The organism is Bradyrhizobium sp. USDA 3397 (genome assembly GCF_054060965.1).
Window position 1 is genome coordinate 8293551 of the sequence record NZ_JBSSDS010000001.1, and the last position, 19606, is coordinate 8313156.

The following is a 19606-nucleotide window of genomic DNA, read 5'->3' on the forward strand; positions in this document are numbered from 1 at the left end:
GGCTGCGATATGCTGCGCGCGCCAACACGCCCCTGAAGGTGCGATCCCAAGCCTCGCCAAGAAACTCAAGAAATCAGGAATTCGCTGATGCGCATCGTCAATGTCGCCGCCGCCCAGATGGGCCCGATCCAGAAAGCCGACAGCCGCGAGGCCGTGGTCAAACGCATGATAGCGCTGATGGACGAAGCCAAGAGCAAGGGTGCCGACCTGATCGTCTATCCCGAGCTGGCGCTGACGACGTTCTTCCCGCGCTGGTACGTCGAGGACCGCGCCGAGTTCGACATCTGGTTCGAACGCGAGATGCCGAACGCGGCGACCAGGCCGCTGTTCGAGCGCGCGGCGCAGCACGGAATCGCGATGAACTTCGGCTATGCGGAGCTGACGCCGGACGGTCATCATTTCAACACCGCGATCCTGACCGACAAAACCGGCAAGATCGTCGGCAAATACCGCAAGGTGCATTTGCCGGGCCATGTGGAATACGACAGCAAGCGCTCGCACCAGCACCTGGAGAAGCGCTATTTCGAGCCGGGCGATCTCGGCTTCAAGGTCTGGCGCGAGCTCGGCGGCATCATCGGCATGGCGATCTGCAACGACCGCCGCTGGCCCGAGACCTATCGCGTCATGGGCCTGCAGGGCGTCGAAATGGTGCTGATCGGCTACAACACGCCGTCGGTGAATGCCGAGAAGAGCGAGGAGGGCGTCGAGAAGCGCCTGTTCCACAACCGCCTCTCGGTGCAGGCCGGCGCCTATCAGAACGCGACCTGGGTGGTCGCAGTCGCCAAGGCCGGCGTCGAGGACGGTCATCCGCTGTTCGGCGGCAGCCTGATCGTCGATCCCAATGGCGAGATCGTCGCCGAGGCCAAGACGGATGACGACGAGGTGCTGGTCCATGCCTGCGACCTCGATGCGACGGCGTTCGGCAAGACCACCATCTTCGATTTCGCTCGGCATCGCCGCATCGAGCATTACGGTCTGATCACCAGCCAGACCGGCGCGGTGCCGCCGCCGGAGAAGTGACGCCGATGGCTGACAAAGGCATCTCCTTGCGTGAGCTCGATCCGCGCGATCGCTACAAGCTGCTCTGCGGCGTGGTGGTGCCGCGGCCGATCGCGCTGGTGACGACGCTGGATGAGAACGGGGCGGTGAATGCCGCGCCGTTCAGCTTCTTCAACGTGTTCTCCGAAAGTCCCGCGTTGATCGTGCTCGGGCTCCAGCACAAGCCGGATTACTCGCCCAAGGACACCACCCGCAACATCCATCGCGACGGCGAGTTCGTGGTGCACATGGTCGACGAGGCGCTGTCGGGCGCGATGAACGACTGCGCGGTCGATTTCCCCTCCGGCGACAGCGAGGTAGCCGCAACGGGTCTTGCGACGCTTCCCTCGGTCGACGTGAAGGTGCCGCGTCTCGCTGCAGCGCCCTTCGCGCTGGAATGCCGGCGCCATGTCGTGATGACCTTCTCGCCCGATCGCGAGCTCCTGGTCGGCGAGGTCTTGCGGGTTCACGCCCGCGAGGGGCTGGTCGACACCGCCAACATGTATGTCGATCTCGACGCCTATCGGCCGATCGGCCGCATGTTCGGCAATCTCTACACCACTCAGCGGGATACGTTTGCCCTTGTCCGCGAGAGCCATGCGCAATGGCTCTCGCGCCAGGGTGCCAAAGAGCTGAAGGACGCCTAGTGAGCCGAGAACTGCACCGTACCCAGCGCCATGGTAACGGCCGCCTGCGTCGGGTCGATCACGGGAATGCGCAGCGCGTCTTCCAACGCGCGGCGGTGGCGCGCCATGCCGGCGCAGCCCATCACGACGGCGCGGGCACCGTCCTCGTCGCGCAGCGCGCGGCCGACCTCGATCATCTTGGCGAGCGTGCCTTCGCCCGAAGCGGTTTCGGCGACGCTCATGTTCAGCGGCCGCTCGCCGGAGAAGCGGTCGGTCAGGCCCATCTGCCTGAGATAGCGCGTGTGACGCGGGATCGAGCGCTGGGCGATCGCGATGACGCCGAAGGTCTCCGCGCGGGAAAGCGCCGTCAGCACGCCGCACTCGGCGATGCCGAACACGGGGCGGTCGGTGCCTTCCCGGCAAACCTGCAGCCCGGGATCGCTGTAGCAGGCGATGACGAAGGCGGCCGAGCTGTTGTCGCATTCGACCAGCTTCCGCAGCGGGATCGCAACGCTATCGGCGTCCGCCTGACTTTCGATGCCGAACGGACCCTCGGCCAGCGTCTGGCAGACCACTTCCGGCCCGCCCTCGAAATCGAGCGGCTTCAACGCATCCTCCAGCCCCTGCGTGACCTTGTGGTTGGAATTCGGGTTGATGACGAGAATGCGCGGCCGGGACATGATGGACTTCCTGCGAGATTTAGCGAACGTGCCTCTAGCCTATCACGGAGTGCCTCATGACTGAACCCGCTTACGACCTGATCATCCGCGGCGGCCGCGTCGCCACCACGACCGACGTCTTCGAGGCTGACGTCGCCATCTCCGGCGAGACCATTGCGGCCATCGGCCGCGGGCTTCCGCCCGGAAAGCGCGAGATCGACGCGCGCGGCAAGCTGGTGCTGCCCGGCGGGGTCGACAGCCACGCCCATATCGAGCAGCTGTCGGCCGCCGGCATCATGAATGCCGACACGTTCGAGAGCGCCACCGTCTCTGCCGCTTTCGGTGGCACCACCACGGTGATTCCGTTCGCGGCTCAACATGTCGGCATGAAGCTGCCACAGGTGGTCGAGGATTATCACGCCCTGGCGAAGAAAGGTGCTGTGATCGACTACGCCTTTCACATGATCATTGCGGACGCGACCAAGGAGACGGTCGAGGAGCACATCCCCGCGCTGGTGAAGCAGGGCCATGCCTCGATCAAGATCTTCATGACCTACGACCGCCTCAAGGTCGACGACGAGCCGCTGCTCGACATTCTGCTCGCGTCTCGCCAGTCCGGTGCGATGCTGTGCGCCCATGCCGAGAACCACGGCATCATCGCCTGGATGGTGAAGCGGCTGCTTTCGCGCGGCTACACGATGCCGAAATACCACGCCGTCAGCCACGCCCGCATCTCGGAGGCGGAAGCCTTCACCCGGCTGATCGGCATGGCGGCGCTGATCGACCAGCCGATCATGATCTTCCATGTCTCGACGGCCGAAGGCGCCAAGGTGATCCGCGACTCGCGCGGGCAGGGGCTCAAGGTCTTCGCCGAGACCTGCCCGCAATACCTGTTCCTCACGGCAAACGATCTCGACAAGCCCGGCGCCGAGGGGGCGAAGTGGATGTGCAGCCCGCCGCCGCGCACGCATGCCGACCAGGAGGCGCTGTGGCAGGCGCTCTCGCTCGGCGATCTCCAGACCATCTCGTCGGACCACGCGCCGTATCGCTACGACGAGACCGGCAAGCTGCGCGCTGGCCCCAATCCCAACTTCAAGCAGGTCGCCAACGGCCTGCCGGGCCTTGAGCTGCGGCTGCCGCTGCTGTTCGATGCGATGGTGTCGAAGGGACGGCTGGGCCTCGAAAAGTTCGTCGAACTGACCGCGACCGCCCCGGCAAAGATCTACAACCTGCATCCGCGCAAGGGCTCGATCGCGGTCGGCGCCGACGCCGATATCGCGATCTGGGATCCCAACCGCGAGGTCACCATCGCGGACCAGATGATGCACGACCTCGCCGGCTACACGCCGTTTGCGGGTCGCAGGCTCAAGGGTTGGCCGGTGTCGGTGCTCTCGCGCGGCCGCGTGATCATCGAGGGCGACAAGTGCCTCGCGAGCGCCGGCAGCGGAAAATTCCTCGCACGCAGCGGCGGCGAGGCGGCCAGGCCGACCGGCCGGCTCGTCGCCGACATGGATCCCGAACGGAATTTTGGAGCCAGGCTGCTGTGATGGCGGATTGCGCGCGATGAGGATCGTCATCTTCGGCGGCACCGGCTTTGTCGGCCTGAATCTCGCCGAGGTGCTGCTCGCGCGTGGGCACGAGGTGACGCTGTATGATCGTAAGCAACTTCCGGCTGAAGCGGAGCGATCCTTTGCCGACCACCGGGAGCGGCTCACGACTATTCAGGGCGAGATCTCGGACGTCGAGCGGATCGACGCACTTGTGAAGCAGGGCTTTGATGCGATGGTCCTTGGCGCTGCCATAACCGCCGGGGAGCAGCTCGAGCGGTCCATGACCTCGACCATCCTCGAGATCAATGTGATGGCTCAGTTCCCGATTCTGAGCGCTGCGATCCGCCGCGGTGTTCGGCGCGTGATCAATCTGTCCTCGGCATCCGCCTATGGCGCGGCGGGGCAACGCTATCCGATATTGGACGAGGAGACGCCGTGCGATCCCGTCTCCTTCTACGCGATCAGCAAATTCACGTCAGAGAGATGCGTTGCGCGGCTTGCCGAGTTGTGGGGAGGCGATTTTCTGAGTGTGCGCTTAAGCGCAGTGTTCGGCCCGTGGGAACGGATCGGGAAGGTGCGCGACACGCCAAGCCTCCAGTTTCAGATTCTGGCGGAGTTTGCGCGCGGCGAACCGGCGCTGCTGCCGGCGCGGGGCATTAAGGACTGGACCTACGCGCCGGACGCTGCCGAGGCTGTGGCTGTGCTGATCGAAGCCGAGCGGCCGCGCCACCGGCTCTACAACATCTCCAGCGGCACGGCCTGGTCGGCGCTGCAATGGGGCGAGGCGTTTGCGGCCCTGCATCCCGGGCTGGAGTGTCGGCTGGCGGAGCCGGGCGAGAAGACCTTCATCAAGCTTCATGGGGGCGATCGCGCGCCGCTCTCAGTGACGCGAATGGCCGACGAATTCGGCTGGCGCGCCCGCTTCGGCTGCGCGGAGTCGGCTGCTGCGATGAGCGCCTGGTGGATGCAGCACAAGGAGGGGATCTGACATGCGGCTGCAGGGGCGCACGGCCATCATCACCGGCGCGGGCTCGGGCATCGGCCGCGCCAGCGCAAAACTGTTCGCGGGGGAGGGCGCGCGCCTTGCTCTGGTCGATCGCGACGCCGCCGGTCTTGAGGAAACAATGAGCCTAGTCGGCGAAGCGACGACGCATGTCGGCGACGTCGGCGATGGCGCATTCGCCGAAACCGTCGTCGGCGACGTCGTGGCCCGGCATGGCCGGCTCGATATCCTCATGACGGCGGCTGGCTTCTCCTGTGGTGGCACGGTGCTGACGACGAGCCTGGAAGACTGGGATGCGGTGTTCCGCGCCAATGTCGGCGGCACCTGGCTGTGGGCGCGGGCCGCGGTGCCGCAGATGCAGCGGCAGAACAGCGGCTCGATCATCACGCTGGCATCGCAGCTCGCCATTGCCGGCGGCAAGGGCAACAGCGCCTATATCGCCGCCAAGGGCGCGATCATCAGCCTGACGCGCACCATGGCCGTGGATTTCGCCGCCGACGGCATCCGCGTCAACGCAATCGCTCCCGGCGCGATCGACACGCCGATGCTTCGCCGCAGCTTTGCGCGTCACGCTAATTCCGAGGAAGTGCGCGAGGCTTCGCGCAACCGCCACGCCATGAAACGGTTCGGCCGGGCGGAGGAGATCGCGCAGACCGCGCTGCATCTCGCCAGCGATGCCTCGTCGTTCACGACCGGCACCGTGATGGTGGTCGACGGAGGCTGGCTCGCGGCATGAGTGAGGCGCTCATCCAGCTCGAAGCGGACGTGCACGCCGATCTCGCTCGGATCGCGCATCCCGGCGCGGCGTGGCTCGAACCGAAAGCGGGGCCAGACGGCAAGCCGGCGCTGGATGTTCTCATCATCGGCGCCGGCCAGTCCGGCATCGCCATCGGCTTCGGCCTGCTGCGCTCGCGCGTCAGCAACATCCTACTGATCGACAAGGTCGAAGAGGGCAAGGAGGGCCCGTGGCTCACCTACGCCCGGATGCCGACGCTGCGCAGCCCGAAGGACTACACCGGTCCCGACCTCGACATCCCCAGCCTGACCTATCAGTCCTGGCACGAGGCCCGCTTCGGCAAGGCGAGCTGGCAGGAGCTCGGCCTGATCGCGCGCGAGCATTGGGCGGAGTATCTGCTCTGGCTGCGGCGCATGGTCGGCTTGCCGGTGCGCAACGCTTGCGAGCTCAAGGAGATCGCGCCGGCGGCTGAGGGCCTGCTCGCTGCGCGCGTGAAACGGGCAGGAGAGGTCGAAACTCTCTATGCCCGCAAGATCGTGCTGGCGACAGGGCAGGAGGGCATGGGCGGATGGATGATTCCGGAGCAGCTGGCGCATCTGCCGGCGAGCTCTGTTGCGACCGTCGTCGACGACATCGCTTTCGAAAGCCTGCGCGGCAAGCGCGTCGCCGTGATCGGTGCCGGCGCCTCCGCCTTCGACAATGCGGCGACCGCGCTGGAGGCCGGTGCGGCTGAAGTGCACCTGCTGTGCCGCCGTGCGCAGATCCAGGTGATCCAACCCTATCGTTGGCTCACCTTTCGCGGCTTCCTGCGTCATCTCAGCGATCTCGACGATGCCTGGCGCTGGCGCTTCATGCGCAAGATCCTCGAGATGCGGGAAGGATTTCCGCAGCCGACCTATGACCGCTGCGCGCGTCACGCCAACTTCACACTGCACGAGGGCGCGCCGGTTGAAGCCGCGCGCAAGACCGATAACGGCGTTGAACTCCAGACGCCGCGCGGCGCCATCACCGCCGATTTCGTCATCTGCGGCACCGGCATCGACATGGACTTTGCCGGCCGCAGCGAGCTCGCCCGATGTGCCGCCAACATCGCGACCTGGGCTGACCGCTACCAGCCGCCGGAAGACGAACGCAACGAACGGCTCGGCCGCTTTCCCTATCTCGCCGACGACTATGCCTTCATCGAGCGTGTGCCCGGAAAGACGCCGTGGATCGCCGACATCCATCTGTTCGCCATCGCCTCGACCATGAGCTTCGGTCCGTCGGGCTCGTCGATCAATGCGATGACGACCGCCGTTCCAAAGCTGGTCCACGGCCTGACGCGCGGCCTATTTCGCGCCGATGTCGAACGGCACTGGGATTCGCTCAGCGCCTATGACGTGCCGCAGGCCGTGGTGACGCGTCAGGCGCGAGAAATGGGGGAAACGCTGTGATCACCCATGCGCCGTCGCGACCTCGCGTCCCTCGAAATGTCCGATCGGACTGGCGCGCAACTTGCTTCTTTCTGAACCTGCCTTGCTGGCGTTCTCGTTCGAAATTCAGGGAAAAACCAATGCGTTTTGTGTCTTTCAGACTGGCGACCTCAGTTCTCGCGACCACTGCGGTGCTGCTCATCGCCGCCGCGCCGTCACAAGCGCAAACCCGGGCAGAGACCTTGCGCTACGTCACCGGCGCGTCCGTCAACACGCTCGATCCCAACATTCCCGGCTCGACCCGCGAATCCTTCGCGCTGAGTATGAGCACCTACGACCGGCTGGTGGCATTCGGCCGCAAGCAGCTCAACGGCAAATGGGTGTTCGACCTCGATACGATCACCGGCGAGCTCGCCGAATCCTACGAGGTTAGTCCCGACGGCCTGAAGATCACCTTCCGCCTGCGCAAGGATGCAAAGTTCCAGGACGGCTCGCCGGTCACGGCCGAAGACGTCAAGTGGTCGCTCGACCGCTGCGTCACCGCGCCGATTCTCGGCAAGGCGCAGCTGCTGACGGGCTCGCTGACGTCGGCCGATCAGTTCAAGGTGATCGATCCCCTCACCATCGAGGTGACGCTGCCTAAGCCCGACAAGCTTGCGCTGCCTAATCTTGCCACCGTCTACCCGATGATCATCAACTCGAAAGTGGCGAAAGAGCACGCGACGGCTGACGATCCCTGGGCCACGGCCTGGCTGAAGGAGCACACCGCCGGCAGCGGCGCCTATGCGGTCGAGAGCTTCAAGCCGGGCGAGCAGGTGATCATCAAGCGCAACGAGATCTGGAATCGCGGATCGCCGGGCAAGCCGGCGTACTTCAAGCGCGTCATCGTGCAATCGGTGCCGGAGCCGGCGACCCGTGCCAACCTCGTCGAGCGCGGCGATGCCGATCTCGTGCTCGACCTGCAGGCCAGCGACGTGCAGTCGCTGGAGGCCAAGGGCAAGCTCAAGGTGATCTCGACGCCGCAATACAACGCGGTCACCTACGTCTCGATGAACAACCAGATCCCGCCCTTCGACAACGTCAATGTCCGCCGCGCCATCGCTTCCGCGCTGCCCTATGAGGACATGTTCAAGGCGGCCCTGTTCGGCCGCGGCGCGCCGCTGTTCGGTGCGACCTGGCCGGACGGCAAGCCGCTGAACGGCATCTATCCGTTCCAGCAGCCGGTGAAGCTCGATCTCGACAAGGCCAGGGAGTACCTCAAGGCTGCAGGTCTGCCCGAAGGCTTCTCGACCACTTTCAGCTTCAATGTCGGCCAGGCCGCGACGGCCGAGCCGATGGCCGCCCTCGTCAAGGAGTCTCTTGGCAAGATCGGCATCAAGGTCGACATCCAGAAGCTGCCGGACGCGCAGATGTCGACGCAGATCAACGAGAAGAAGCTGCCGTTCTTCACCGAAGGTATCGTCGCCTGGCTGCCGTCGACCGACTATTTCTACCGCAACTTCTACACCGGCACTCAGCGCTGGAATTACTCTTCGATCAACAATCCGGACCTTGCCGCGATTGCGCAGGAGGCGCGCTTCGAGCCGGATAAGGCCAAATACGAGGCAGCCGGCCGCAAGCTCAACGCAATGCATTTCGACCTGATGCCGCAGATCATGCTGTGGCAGCCCAATCAGGACGCGGTGATGGCGCCGTCGATCGAAGGCTACACCTATGAGTTCCACCGTCAGGTGGATTATCGCGATGTCAGCCGCAAGTGACACTTGCGGCCAGCAGGGACGTTGAATGGTGACGACCGGTCTTGGTGCAACGATGGTGCGGGCGGGCAGGCGGCTCTTGTCGTCGCTGCCGGCACTGTTCGGTGTGCTGGTCTTCACCTTCCTGTTGATGCGCGTCCTGCCCGGCGACCCCGCGGTGTTCTTCGCCTCGGGCCCCAATGCCGGCAAGGAGGAGATCGAGCAGATCCGCAAGCAGATGGGGCTCGACAAATCCGTGCCGGAGCAACTCGTGTTCTATCTTTCCGACATCGGTCACGGCAATCTCGGCCGCTCGATGATGACCGGCCAGCCGGTGCTGAAGGACCTGCGCGAGCGATTGCCGGCCTCGCTCGAGCTCACCTTCACCGCACTGCTGATCGCGCTGATCGCGGCAGTGCCGCTTGGGGTGCTGGCGGCGCTGCGGCCGGGATCGATCATCGATCACGGCGTGCGGCTGTTCTGCGCACTTGGGGTCTGCGTGCCGACTTTCGTCTCGGGCCTGCTCTTGATCTACGTCTTCTATTATCTGCTCGGGCTGGCCCCTGATCCGACGGGGCGCATCGACGTCTTCACCTCGCTGCCGCCGCAGCGCACCGGCTTTCTCTCGATCGACTTCCTGCTCGCCGGCGACGTCGAGGGCTGGTGGGCGGCCTGCAGGCAGTTGATCCTGCCGGCAGTGAGCATGGCGCTGTTCGTGATCGCGCCGCTGGCGCGGATCACCCGCGCCTCGATGCTGGTCTCGCTCGGCAGCGATTTCGTGCGCACCGCGCGCTCGGTCGGATTGTCCTGGCGCAAGGTGGTCGTCACCTATGCGCTCCGCAACGCGATCCTGCCGGTCATCACCATCGCCGGCATCGTGTTCTCGACCATGCTGGGAGCCAACGTGTTGGTGGAGAAGGTGTTCTCCTGGCCGGGCGTTGCCTCCTATGCGCTCGATGCGCTGCTGTCGTCCGACTATGCGCCGGTGCAGGGTTTCGTGCTGCTGATGGCCAGCCTGTTCGTGCTGGTCAATCTCGTCGTGGACATCTGCTACGGCATCGCCGATCCCAGGGTGTCGATCGAATGACCAGCGCCACACTTCGCCATTCGGTTTGGATCCTGCGCGGCAATCCGCTCACGGCGGTGGCCGCGGCCGGGGTGACGCTGTTCGTCCTGGTCGCGATCTTCGGACCGTGGATCGTGCCCTACGATCCCGTGGCCTCGAACGTCTCGGAGGCGCTGCTGCCGCCGAGCGCGGCGCATATTGCCGGCACGGACCAGCTCGGCCGCGACGTGTTCAGCCGCCTCATCATCGCTGCACGGCTCGACCTTGCCATCGCAGTCTCCGCGGTCGGAATTTCATTCGTGATCGGGGCCGTCGTCGGCGCGTTCTGCGGCTATGCCGGCGGACGGCTCGATCGCGCCGTCGGCCGCTTCGTCGACGTGATGATGGCCTTTCCGCTGTTCGTGCTGGCAATGGCGATGGTCGCCGCGCTCGGCAACCGGATCGAGAACATCGTGATCGCGACCGCGATCATCAATCTTCCGTTCTACATCCGCTTCGCGCGCGCCGAGGTCAACGTCCGCCGCAATGTCGGCTGGGTCGAAGCCGCGCGCGCCTGCGGCGAGAGCCATTTCTCGGTGGTGCTGCGCTTCCTGCTGCCGAACATCCTGCCCGCAATGGCTGTGCAGATCTCGCTCAATCTCGGCTGGGCCATTCTCAATGCCGCCGGCCTGTCCTTCATCGGCCTCGGCGTCAAGCCGCCGACGCCGGAATGGGGCATCATGGTCGCTGAAGGGGCGCGCTTCATCTCCACTGGACGCTGGTGGCTGGTGGCCTTTCCAGGCCTTGCGCTGATGCTGGCGGTGCTGTGCTTCAACCTCCTCGGCGACGGCATGCGGGACATTCTCGATCCCCGGATGCGCACATGAGCGAGGATCTGCTCAGGATCGACGACCTCCACGTCGCGTTCTCGACGCGGCGGGGAATGGTCGAGGCCGTGCGCGGCGTCACGCTCACCGTCAAGGCCGGCGAGATGCTCGGTCTCGTCGGCGAGAGCGGCTCGGGCAAGTCGGTTACCGGCTTTGCGACGACGCGGCTGCTCGATGCAGCCGGCCGCGTCACCGGCGGCAAGATCCTGTTCCGCGGGCAGGACGTCACAAAGCTCCGCGGCGATGATCTGCGCCAGCTGCAGGGAGCCGCGATGTCGATGATCTTCCAGAATCCGCGGGCGGCGCTCAATCCGATCCGCGCGATCGGCCTGCAGATCGCGGACGCGATCCTCACCCACAAGCGTATCTCGAAAGAGGCCGCGCGTGCCGAGGCGCTGGACCTGCTGCGCGCCGTTCAGATCCGCGATCCCGAGGCGCGGATGAACGCCTATCCGCACGAGCTCTCCGGCGGCATGTGCCAGCGCGTCATGATCGCGATCGCGATTTCCTGCAATCCTGCACTGCTCATCGCGGACGAGCCGACCACCGGCCTCGACGTCACCACGCAGAAGGTGGTGTTGGATCTGCTGGCAGACATTGCCGCCGCGCGAGGCATGGCCACGATCCTGATCACGCACGACCTCGGCCTTGCGGCGCGCTACTGCCGCCGCATCGCCGTGATGGAGCGCGGCCGCATCGTCGAGGAGGCGAGCCCCGGCATTCTCTTCAGCGCGCCGCAGCACGCCTATACGAGGCGCCTGGTTGCGGCCTCGCCCACGGCAACGTCGCGGATCGAGGATCTCGTGACGGAGGAGGAGAGAGAGCGTTACTCCGCTGTTGTCAGGAAGCCCAGGCGGGAACCCGCACACGGGACGCCCCCGCTGCTGGAAGTGCGCAAATTGGCAAAACGTTTCGACCAGGGATCCGCTGCGGTTGCCGACTTCTCGATGACGATGGCGGGCGGCGAGAGTGTCGGGCTGGTCGGCGAGTCCGGCTCGGGCAAGAGCACGACCTCGCGCATGATCTGCCGCCTGATCGATCCGAGTGAGGGCGACATCGTGTTCGACGGGCAGTCGATCGGGCACGTGGCGGCGCGCGATTTCCACCGCTCGCCATTGCGCAGGGACATCCAGATGGTCTTTCAGGACCCGAACGAAAGCCTCAACCCGCGTTTCACGGCGTTCGATTGCATTGCCCATCCTTTGATGCGGCTCGACGGCATGCGCTCGGGCGAAGGCTTGCGCAAACGGGTGGAAGAATGCGCCGAGCGGGTCGGACTGCCGCTCGATCTGTTGCCACGGTTTCCACATCAGCTCTCCGGCGGGCAGAAGGCCCGCGTCGGCATTGCCCGCGCCATCGCTTGCCGGCCGCGGCTGCTGGTGCTGGACGAGCCGACCGCCGCACTCGACGTCTCGGTGCAGGCGGTTGTGCTGCAACTGCTCGATCGCCTCAGGCGCGAGAACGACATTGCGCTGCTGTTCGTCAGCCACGATCTCAACGTCGTGCGCATGCTGTGCGACCGCACCATCGTGCTGCGCAACGGCGGCATCGTGGAGCAGGGCGAGAGCCGGGCGTTATTTGATAATCCAAAGACCGACTACACGCGCAAACTGGTCGAGGCGATCCCGCATATCGAGACCGGGCCGACGCTGGCGGCCGCTCTGTGAGCCCCGAACTCGCATTCCTGGACCGCCAAATGGCGAGATCCCGCTGGCGAAGCCGCATTTAGTGGCATACCATTTGCTTGCAAATGGGCTCGGTTTCACTTGCCCTTTGCCAATGAACAGCTGGCATCACGGCATTTCTGGGAGGACTTCATGGATCGCAGGACGGTATTGAAGGGACTGGCTGGCGCGGGCAGCCTGGCGTTGACGGGTGGCCTGTCGGCCCCGGCGATCGCTCAGGGTGCGGCGGCGCGCACCCTGCGATTCGTGCCCCAGGCCAATCTCGCCAATTTCGACCCGATCTGGGGCACGCAATATGTCGTGCGCAATGCCGCCGCGATGGTTTGGGACACGCTCTACGGCATCGATTCCTCGTTCCGGCCGCAGCGGCAGATGGTCGAGTCCGAGGAAGTGACCGACGACGGCACCACCTGGACGTTCAAGCTGCGGCCCGGCCTCAAGTTCCACGATGGCGAGCCGGTGCTCAGCAAGGACGTCGTGGCAAGTCTGACGCGCTGGTCGGCGCGCGATCCGATGGGCCTGATGATCAAGGCGCTCCAGCAGGAGCTCACGGCCGTCGACGACCGCACCTTCAAATGGGTATTGAAGCAGCCCTTCCCGAAATTGCTCTACGCGCTCGGCAAGAACAATTCGCCTTGCAGCTTCATCATGCCGGAGCGCATCGCGCAGACCGATCCGTTCAAGCAGATTTCTGAATATATCGGCTCCGGTCCGCTGAAGTTCGCCAAGAGCGAGTGGGTCCCCGGTGCGAAGGCCGTGTTCGAGAAATTCGCCGACTATTCACCGCGCCAGGAGAAGGCGTCATGGCTGGCCGGTGGCAAGCAGGTGATGGTCGACCGCGTCGAGTGGGTGATCATGCCGGATCCGGCAACCGCGGCGGCCGCGTTGCAGAACGGTGAGATCGACTGGTGGGAGAATCCGATCGCGGATCTCGTTCCGGTTCTGAAGAAGAACAAGAATATCAGCGTCGATATCGGCGATCCCCTCGGCAATATCGGCTCGTTCCGCATGAACTTCCTCTATCCGCCGTTCAACGACGTCAAGGCGCGGCGTGCGGTGCTGATGGCGCTCAGCCAGGAAGACTACATGCGCGCGATCGTCGGCGACGACAATTCGCTGTGGAAGCCGCTGCCCGGCTACTTCACGCCGGATACGCCGCTCTACACCGAAGTGGGCGGCGAGATCCTGAAGGGCAAGCGCGATCTGGACGCCGCCAAGAAGCTGCTCGCCGAGAGCGGCTACTCCGGCCAGCCGGTGACGTGCCTCGTCGCGCAGGACCAGCCGATCACCAAGGCGATGGGCGACGTCACCGCCGACCTTCTCAAGAAGCTCGGCATGAATGTCGACTTCGTCGCAACTGATTGGGGCACGGTCGGCTCCCGCCGCGCGCAGAAGACGCCTCCGGGACAGGGCGGCTGGAACATGTTCCACACCTGGCACGCAGGCGCGGATTGCGTCAATCCGGCTCCCTACACCGCCATTCGTGCTAACGGCGACAAAGCCTGGTTCGGCTGGCCCACCAGCGCGGCCACCGAAAAGGAGGTCACCTCCTGGTTCGAGGCCAAGAACGTCGACGAGGAGAAGGCCGCCATCGGTCGCCTCAACAAGGCGGCGCTCGATGACGTCGTTTACGCGCCGACTGGTTTCTTCCTGAGCTACACCGCGTGGCGTAAGAACGTCTCCGGCGTTGCCAAGGGACCGCTGCCGTTCTTCTGGGGCGTGTCGAAGTCCGCATGATCGTGCGTTGAGGCCAGATGCTCTCCTACATCCTCCGTCGCATCGTTGCGACCTTGCCGGTCATGGCGATCGTCGCGCTGTTCGTGTTCAGCCTGCTTTATATCGCGCCCGGCGATCCGGCCGTGGTGATCGCGGGCGATCAGGCAAGCCCGGAGGATGTGGAGCGCATCCGCCAGAGCCTGGGGCTGGACCGGCCCTTCCTGGTCCAGTTCGGAAGCTGGGTCTGGCGCATCCTTCACGGCGATCTCGGCACCTCGATCTTCACCAACCTGCCGGTCTCGGCGATGATCGGGCAGCGTCTCGGACCGACGCTGTCGCTGATGATCGTCACGCTGCTGCTCACGATCGTGGTGGCGGTGCCGCTCGGCGTGGTGGCGGCATGGAAGGCCGGCAGCCTGATCGATCGCGTCATCATGGGCTTTGCCGTGTTTGGATTCTCGCTGCCCGTCTTCGTGGTCGGCTACATGCTCGCCTACATCTTCGCGCTGGAGCTGGAATGGCTGCCGGTGCAGGGCTACACGCCCCTCAACCAGGGCTTCTGGCCCTGGCTCGAGAACCTGATCCTGCCGGCGATCGCGCTCGGCTGCGTCTATATCGCGCTGGTCGCCCGCATCACGCGGGCAGCCATGCTCGAAGTGCTGCAGCAGGACTATATCCGCACCGCCAAGGCCAAGGGCCTCGGGCAGGGCGGCATCCTGTTCATTCACGCGCTGAAGAACGCGGCGGTGCCGATCGTCACCGTGATCGGGATCGGCATCGCGCTCCTGATCGGCGGCGCGGTCGTCACCGAGAGCGTGTTCGCGATCCCCGGCCTCGGCCGCCTCACCATCGATGCCATCCTGCGCCGTGACTATCCGGTGATTCAGGGCATCGTGCTGCTGTTCAGCTTCGTCTACGTCCTCGTCAATCTGATGATCGACGTCGTCTACACGCTCGTTGACCCGAGGATCCGCTATTGACCGACACCACCGTTAATCCGCATTCGCTTCCGGCCGGCCTCGTCCTTGCGCCGCAACTGCCCGAGATCCTGCGGCCGGTCAGGATACGGCGCGGCTTCGTCGGCCTCCTGCGCGGCCACCCGACGGTCGCGATCGGCGGCGCGCTGCTGCTGATGCTGGTGCTGATCGCGGTCTTTGCGCCGTACCTCGGCACGGTCGACCCGACCGCGCTTGCGCCCGCCAAGCGCACCCGCGCGCCGTCAGCCGATTTCTGGTTCGGCACCGACGTGCTCGGCCGCGACATCTATTCGCGCGTGCTGTTCGGCGCGCGGGTCTCGCTCACGGTCGGCCTGTCGGTCGCGATCTGCGCTTCGGCGATCGGCCTTGCCATCGGCATGGTCTCCGGCTTCATCCGCTGGGCCGACGGCATCCTGATGCGGTTCATGGACGGCCTGATGTCGATCCCGCCGATCCTGCTGGCGATCGCGCTGATGGCCCTGACGCGCGGCAGCGTCGGCAACGTCATCCTGGCGATCACCATCGCCGAGATCCCGCGCGTCTCGCGCCTCGTCCGCAGCGTCGTTCTGTCCTTGCGCGAGCAGCCCTATGTGGACGCGGCCGTGGCCTGCGGCACGCGCACGCCGATGATCATCCTGCGCCACATCCTGCCCAACACGGTTGCGCCGATGCTGGTCCAGGCGACCTATATCTGCGCCAGCGCCATGATCACGGAGGCGATCCTGTCCTTCATCGGCGCCGGCACGCCGCCGACCATCCCGTCCTGGGGCAACATCATGGCCGAGGGCCGCGCGCTCTGGCAGGTGAAGCCCTACATCGTGTTCTTCCCGGCGGCGTTCCTGTCCGTCACCGTGCTCGCCGTGAATCTGCTCGGCGACGGCCTGCGCGATGCGCTCGACCCGCGCATGGCCAAAAGCCTGTGATGTTGTCTGTGATGGATCGAGGCTGATTGCGATGGCTTTGCTCGAAGTCGAGAACCTCCAGACCCATTTCCGCACGCCCGGCGGCATCAACCGCGCGGTCGACGGGGTGTCCTTCCATGTCAACGAGGGTGAGACGCTCGCCATCGTCGGCGAGTCCGGTTGCGGCAAGTCGGTGACATCGATGTCCTTGATGCGGCTGATTCCGGAGCCGCCGGGCCGGATCGCAGGCAGCATCCGCTTCGCGGGCAGGGATCTCCTGAAACTGTCCGACCGCGAGATGCGCGCGATCCGCGGCAACGACATCTCGATGATCTTTCAGGAACCGATGACGAGCCTGAACCCGGTGCTCACCGTCGGCCGCCAGATCCGCGAGACCTTGATGATCCATCAGGGCCTCGACAAGCAGGCGGCGGAGGCGCATGCGGTCGAGATGCTGACGCTGGTCGGCATTCCCGAGCCGAAGCGGCGTGTTGGCGAATATCCGCACCAGCTGTCCGGCGGCATGCGCCAGCGCGTGATGATCGCGGTTGCGCTGGCCTGCAATCCCAAGCTTCTCATTGCGGACGAGCCGACCACCGCGCTCGACGTGACGATCCAAGCGCAGATCCTCAAGCTGATGCTGGACCTGAAGCGCCGGGTCGGAGCGGCCATCATCCTGATCACCCACGATCTCGGCGTCGTCGCCGAGATCGCCGAGCGTGTCATGGTGATGTATGCCGGCCGCAAGGTCGAGGAGGCGCCGGTGGCCGAGCTGTTCCGCTCCCCGCGCCATCCCTATACGCAGGGCCTGTTAGGCGCGGTGCCGAAGCTCGGCTCTTCGCTTGCGGGCACCGCGACCCGTCTTGCCGAGATCCCTGGGCAGGTCCCTGATCTCCGCAAGCCCATTATCGGCTGCGTCTTCGCCGGCCGCTGTGCGCTTGCCACCGATGTCTGCCGGCAATATGCGCCGGGACTGGAAGAGAAGGGGCCGCGCCACATCGCGGCCTGTCACTACGCTGCCAAGGGAGCCGTCGCGGCATGAGTCCTCCGCTGCTCCAGGTCAACGACCTCAAGAAGCATTTTCCGGTCAAGAGCGGCCTGTTCGGCCGCAAGTCCGAATTCGTTTACGCGGTGGACGGCGTCTCCTTCGAGATCGCGCGCGGCGAGACACTGTCGCTGGTCGGCGAGTCCGGCTGCGGCAAATCGACGGTCGGCCGCGCCATTCTGCGGCTGTTCGAGATCACCTCGGGCCAGGTCATCCTCGACGGCCAGAGGATCGACGATGCCGCACCAGGCACGATGCGCCAGATGCGTCGCCGCGTGCAGGTGGTGTTCCAGGATCCGTTCTCGAGCCTCAATCCGCGCATGCGCGTGCGCGACATTCTCGCCGAGCCGATCCGCAATTTCGGCCTCGCCAAATCTGCCGAGGATCTCGAGGTCCGTGTCACATCGCTGATGGACACGGTGCGCCTGCCGCGCGAAGCCTTGAACCGCAGGCCGCACGAATTCTCCGGTGGTCAGCGTCAGCGCATCGGCATCGCGCGGGCGCTGGCTGCCGAGCCCGAGCTGATCGTCTGCGACGAGGCGGTCTCCGCGCTCGATGTCTCGGTCAAGGCGCAGATCGTCAATCTCTTGCAGGATCTCCAGCGCGAGTTCGGTCTCGCGCTGCTCTTCATCAGCCACGATCTTGCCATCGTCGAGCACATGACCCATCGCGTGGCGGTGATGTATCTCGGCAAGATCGTCGAGGTGGCCCCGCGCCGTGAGATCTTTGCCGCGCCAAGGCATCCCTACACCAAGGCGCTGCTTTCGGCCGTGCCACTGCCGGAGCCCGGAGCCCAGCGCAATCCCATCATCCTCAAGGGCGACGTGCCGAGCCCGATCAATCCGCCGAAGGGGTGTCGCTTTCACACCCGTTGCCCGTTCGTGTTCGACCGCTGCCGGACGGAGGAGCCGACGCTGCGCGCGGTGGGTCCTGAGCAGTGGGTCGCCTGCCATCTCGAAGAGACTGCGCCGGCAATGAGCAGCTGAGGGGACCTGACGCCAGTCCGCGTCGCGCACTCACGCCGACGCTTGGACGGGTGCCTGGGCAAGGGCGGACTGACATCAGGTGATGATGGCATTATGCCCCTGTTTTGCCCGACGAGTCAAAATCCACCGCCAATTTAGGGCGGCATTGGCCTCGGAAGCGAGGCCGCACGGCGCATCGGAAATTCGTAAGCAAAAACAAGCCCGTTCTACTGTGCATGGGGTTGTTTTCGCACTTTCGATGAGGCCGGTCTCATCCCTGCCGGCGCAGGAAACCGGTGATCGTGACCTTTTCCCAGATGCCGGCTGCGGCAAAGGGATCTGCACGGTTGAAAGCTTCGACCTCGGCGCGGCCGGGGGCCTCGATGAGGAACAGGCTGCCGATCATGGTCTGGCCGTCGTCGGAGACGAGCGGACCGGACATCACGATCTTGACGCCGAAGCGCGAGGTGTCGCTGAGGAAAGCCTTGTGGGCGTCGTAATTGGCGAGCCGCGTCGGCAACGCGCCGGTGCGGTCGAGGGCGTGAATGGCGAACAGCATGCTGTCTCCGTTTCTTGGCGTCATTCTTGGGACGGCCGCGGGCTGCGGCCGTCCGGGCTTGGTGCGATCGGGTCGTCTACTTCGCGCTGAGCTTGCCGGCGTCTTCGAAGGTCGGGCAGGTCCGCTGCTCCAGCGGCACGTCGAACGGCCCGTAATTGTCCTTGGTGATCACCGTCGGCTTCAGCACGATCTCGCTGATAACAGGCTGGCCCCGCAAGGAGCGGATTGCCATCATGGTGCCGAGGCAGCCTTGCGCAAAGCCGTTGTAGTCGCCGCTCGCCAGCAGCTTGCCGGACTTGATTGCGTCGATCGCCTCCTTGGTGCCGTTGATGCCGATCACCTGCGCCTTGCGGTTGGCGCCGTCGAGCGCCTCGATCGCGCCGACCGCCATGGCGTCGTTGGCCGCCAGCACGCCGTCGATCTGCGAATTCGACTGCATCAAGTTCTCCATCACCTGGAGCGCTTGGAGCCGCTGGTAGTTGCCGGGCTGCGAGGCCAAGAGCTTGGCGCCGGGCGCTTCCTTTAGCGCGTCGTTGAAGCCGCGGACGCGGTCGACATTGGTCAGCGAGCCCTTGACGCCCTCGATGATGACGATGTTGCCCTTGCCGCCGAGCGTCTTCAGCAGAAAGCGCGCGGTCTCCAGCCCGAGGCTGTAATCGTCGGCGCCGACGAAGGACAGGAACTTGCCTCCGGCAGAACGGTCGGTGATGTTGACGACCGGGATCTTGGCTTCGTTGATCTTCTCGACGCCCGGCACCATTGCCTTGTAATCGACCGGCGTGAACACGATCGCGCTCGGCTTCTTCACCACGACGTCCTCGATCTGGCTGAGCTGCTCGGGAATCGAGTCCGGCTTGGTCGGGATGTATTGCAGCGTCTTCGCGTTCAGCACCTTCGCCATGTTGTCGGCGCCGACCCGCACCGTCTGGAAGAACGGGTTGGTCTGGTTCTTGGTGAAGACCGCGATGGTCTCGCCGTCCGCATGTGCCGCATTCGTGAACGCGGCCACCATCAGCAGCGGCAGCGCCACACAGCCAATTGTCTTTCTCATATTGCCTCCATCCC

At 65.1% G+C, this 19606-nt stretch carries 18 protein-coding genes; 15 read left to right on the forward strand and 3 right to left on the reverse strand.

The features are described from left to right. Positions 1–87 precede the first annotated feature (87 nt). Together ACVWYQ_RS38480 and ACVWYQ_RS38485 are read left to right on the forward strand one after the other, a co-directional pair. Complete coding sequence (locus ACVWYQ_RS38480) at positions 88–1020, forward strand: N-carbamoyl-D-amino-acid hydrolase (protein WP_456727104.1); 933 nt, start codon at positions 88–90, stop codon at positions 1018–1020. A gap of 5 nt (positions 1021–1025) precedes the next feature. Further along, positions 1026–1685: a flavin reductase family protein gene (locus tag ACVWYQ_RS38485; protein WP_456727105.1), complete on the forward strand. Its 660-nt coding sequence runs from the start codon at positions 1026–1028 to the stop codon at positions 1683–1685. Here the strand turns inward: ACVWYQ_RS38485 and ACVWYQ_RS38490 are convergent. Further along, positions 1682–2344: an aspartate/glutamate racemase family protein gene (locus tag ACVWYQ_RS38490; protein WP_404542114.1), complete on the reverse strand. Its 663-nt coding sequence runs from the start codon at positions 2342–2344 to the stop codon at positions 1682–1684. The two genes, ACVWYQ_RS38485 and ACVWYQ_RS38490, sit on opposite strands and share 4 nt — an antisense overlap. A 56-nt stretch (positions 2345–2400) precedes the next feature. Between ACVWYQ_RS38490 and hydA the strand changes: the two genes are divergently transcribed. The 13 genes from hydA to ACVWYQ_RS38555 all read left to right on the forward strand — a co-directional run bounded on the left by hydA (position 2401) and on the right by ACVWYQ_RS38555 (position 18003). Further along, positions 2401–3870, forward strand: coding sequence for a dihydropyrimidinase (gene hydA, locus ACVWYQ_RS38495; RefSeq protein ID WP_404542111.1), 1470 nt, complete (start codon positions 2401–2403; stop codon positions 3868–3870). A gap of 16 nt (positions 3871–3886) precedes the next feature. After that, a complete protein-coding gene (locus ACVWYQ_RS38500) occupies positions 3887–4861 on the forward strand; it encodes an NAD-dependent epimerase/dehydratase family protein (protein WP_404542108.1) in 975 nt (324 codons plus the stop codon). Position 4862: 1 nt separating this feature from the next. Further along, positions 4863–5612 (forward strand): SDR family oxidoreductase, encoded by a 750-nt coding sequence (locus ACVWYQ_RS38505; RefSeq protein ID WP_404542105.1) that lies wholly within the window; start codon positions 4863–4865, stop codon positions 5610–5612. Next, on the forward strand, positions 5609–7045 hold the full coding sequence (locus tag ACVWYQ_RS38510) for an NAD(P)-binding domain-containing protein (protein ID WP_404542103.1): 1437 nt from the start codon (positions 5609–5611) through the stop codon (positions 7043–7045). Before ACVWYQ_RS38505 ends, ACVWYQ_RS38510 begins: the two co-directional genes overlap by 4 nt. Before the next feature lie 119 nt (positions 7046–7164). Continuing rightward, complete coding sequence (locus ACVWYQ_RS38515; RefSeq protein ID WP_404542101.1) at positions 7165–8784, forward strand: ABC transporter substrate-binding protein; 1620 nt, start codon at positions 7165–7167, stop codon at positions 8782–8784. Positions 8785–8812: 28 nt separating this feature from the next. Further along, positions 8813–9847: an ABC transporter permease gene (locus ACVWYQ_RS38520; protein ID WP_275510197.1), complete on the forward strand. Its 1035-nt coding sequence runs from the start codon at positions 8813–8815 to the stop codon at positions 9845–9847. Further along, entirely contained in the window at positions 9844–10692 is an 849-nt protein-coding gene (locus tag ACVWYQ_RS38525) for an ABC transporter permease (RefSeq protein ID WP_036005271.1), read from the forward strand. The genes ACVWYQ_RS38520 and ACVWYQ_RS38525 overlap by 4 nt, the downstream gene beginning before the upstream one ends. Further along, the gene (gene nikE, locus ACVWYQ_RS38530; protein WP_404652381.1) at positions 10689–12359 is read left to right on the forward strand and encodes a nickel ABC transporter ATP-binding protein NikE; all 1671 of its coding nucleotides are present in this window, start codon (positions 10689–10691) and stop codon (positions 12357–12359) included. Before ACVWYQ_RS38525 ends, nikE begins: the two co-directional genes overlap by 4 nt. Positions 12360–12509: 150 nt before the next feature. Continuing rightward, entirely contained in the window at positions 12510–14114 is a 1605-nt protein-coding gene (locus ACVWYQ_RS38535) for an ABC transporter substrate-binding protein (RefSeq protein ID WP_157282610.1), read from the forward strand. Positions 14115–14131: 17 nt separating this feature from the next. Then, positions 14132–15073 carry an ABC transporter permease gene (locus ACVWYQ_RS38540; RefSeq protein ID WP_157282612.1) on the forward strand — a complete coding sequence of 314 codons (942 nt, stop codon included), beginning with the start codon at positions 14132–14134 and terminating at the stop codon, positions 15071–15073. Next, positions 15070–15993 carry an ABC transporter permease gene (locus ACVWYQ_RS38545; protein WP_036005259.1) on the forward strand — a complete coding sequence of 308 codons (924 nt, stop codon included), beginning with the start codon at positions 15070–15072 and terminating at the stop codon, positions 15991–15993. Before ACVWYQ_RS38540 ends, ACVWYQ_RS38545 begins: the two co-directional genes overlap by 4 nt. Positions 15994–16024: 31 nt before the next feature. Next, positions 16025–17014, forward strand: coding sequence for an ABC transporter ATP-binding protein (locus tag ACVWYQ_RS38550; protein ID WP_198399679.1), 990 nt, complete (start codon positions 16025–16027; stop codon positions 17012–17014). After that, entirely contained in the window at positions 17011–18003 is a 993-nt protein-coding gene (locus tag ACVWYQ_RS38555; protein ID WP_456727106.1) for an ABC transporter ATP-binding protein, read from the forward strand. The genes ACVWYQ_RS38550 and ACVWYQ_RS38555 overlap by 4 nt, the downstream gene beginning before the upstream one ends. A 250-nt stretch (positions 18004–18253) precedes the next feature. Here ACVWYQ_RS38555 and ACVWYQ_RS38560 read toward each other — a convergent pair whose 3' ends face one another. Further along, positions 18254–18541 (reverse strand): YciI family protein, encoded by a 288-nt coding sequence (locus ACVWYQ_RS38560; RefSeq protein ID WP_212370153.1) that lies wholly within the window; start codon positions 18539–18541, stop codon positions 18254–18256. Positions 18542–18617: 76 nt separating this feature from the next. After that, positions 18618–19592 carry a sugar ABC transporter substrate-binding protein gene (locus ACVWYQ_RS38565; RefSeq protein WP_271541142.1) on the reverse strand — a complete coding sequence of 325 codons (975 nt, stop codon included), beginning with the start codon at positions 19590–19592 and terminating at the stop codon, positions 18618–18620. Between the last annotated feature and the right edge of the window lie 14 nt (positions 19593–19606).

Excerpts from the sequence above, each read along its gene's own strand:
- ACVWYQ_RS38565 (WP_271541142.1), bottom strand. The coding sequence starts at position 19,592 with ATGAGAAAGACAATTGGCTGTGTGGCGCTGCCGCTGCTGATGGTGGCC.
- ACVWYQ_RS38480 (WP_456727104.1), top strand. The coding sequence starts at position 88 with ATGCGCATCGTCAATGTCGCCGCCGCCCAGATGGGCCCGATCCAGAAA.
- ACVWYQ_RS38490 (WP_404542114.1), bottom strand. The coding sequence starts at position 2,344 with ATGTCCCGGCCGCGCATTCTCGTCATCAACCCGAATTCCAACCACAAG.
- ACVWYQ_RS38555 (WP_456727106.1), top strand. The coding sequence starts at position 17,011 with ATGAGTCCTCCGCTGCTCCAGGTCAACGACCTCAAGAAGCATTTTCCG.
- nikE (WP_404652381.1), top strand. The coding sequence starts at position 10,689 with ATGAGCGAGGATCTGCTCAGGATCGACGACCTCCACGTCGCGTTCTCG.
- ACVWYQ_RS38560 (WP_212370153.1), bottom strand. The coding sequence starts at position 18,541 with ATGCTGTTCGCCATTCACGCCCTCGACCGCACCGGCGCGTTGCCGACG.
- ACVWYQ_RS38500 (WP_404542108.1), top strand. The coding sequence starts at position 3,887 with ATGAGGATCGTCATCTTCGGCGGCACCGGCTTTGTCGGCCTGAATCTC.
- ACVWYQ_RS38540 (WP_157282612.1), top strand. The coding sequence starts at position 14,132 with ATGCTCTCCTACATCCTCCGTCGCATCGTTGCGACCTTGCCGGTCATG.
- ACVWYQ_RS38515 (WP_404542101.1), top strand. The coding sequence starts at position 7,165 with ATGCGTTTTGTGTCTTTCAGACTGGCGACCTCAGTTCTCGCGACCACT.
- ACVWYQ_RS38525 (WP_036005271.1), top strand. The coding sequence starts at position 9,844 with ATGACCAGCGCCACACTTCGCCATTCGGTTTGGATCCTGCGCGGCAAT.
- ACVWYQ_RS38505 (WP_404542105.1), top strand. The coding sequence starts at position 4,863 with ATGCGGCTGCAGGGGCGCACGGCCATCATCACCGGCGCGGGCTCGGGC.
- hydA (WP_404542111.1), top strand. The coding sequence starts at position 2,401 with ATGACTGAACCCGCTTACGACCTGATCATCCGCGGCGGCCGCGTCGCC.
- ACVWYQ_RS38485 (WP_456727105.1), top strand. The coding sequence starts at position 1,026 with ATGGCTGACAAAGGCATCTCCTTGCGTGAGCTCGATCCGCGCGATCGC.
- ACVWYQ_RS38550 (WP_198399679.1), top strand. The coding sequence starts at position 16,025 with ATGGCTTTGCTCGAAGTCGAGAACCTCCAGACCCATTTCCGCACGCCC.
- ACVWYQ_RS38510 (WP_404542103.1), top strand. The coding sequence starts at position 5,609 with ATGAGTGAGGCGCTCATCCAGCTCGAAGCGGACGTGCACGCCGATCTC.
- ACVWYQ_RS38535 (WP_157282610.1), top strand. The coding sequence starts at position 12,510 with ATGGATCGCAGGACGGTATTGAAGGGACTGGCTGGCGCGGGCAGCCTG.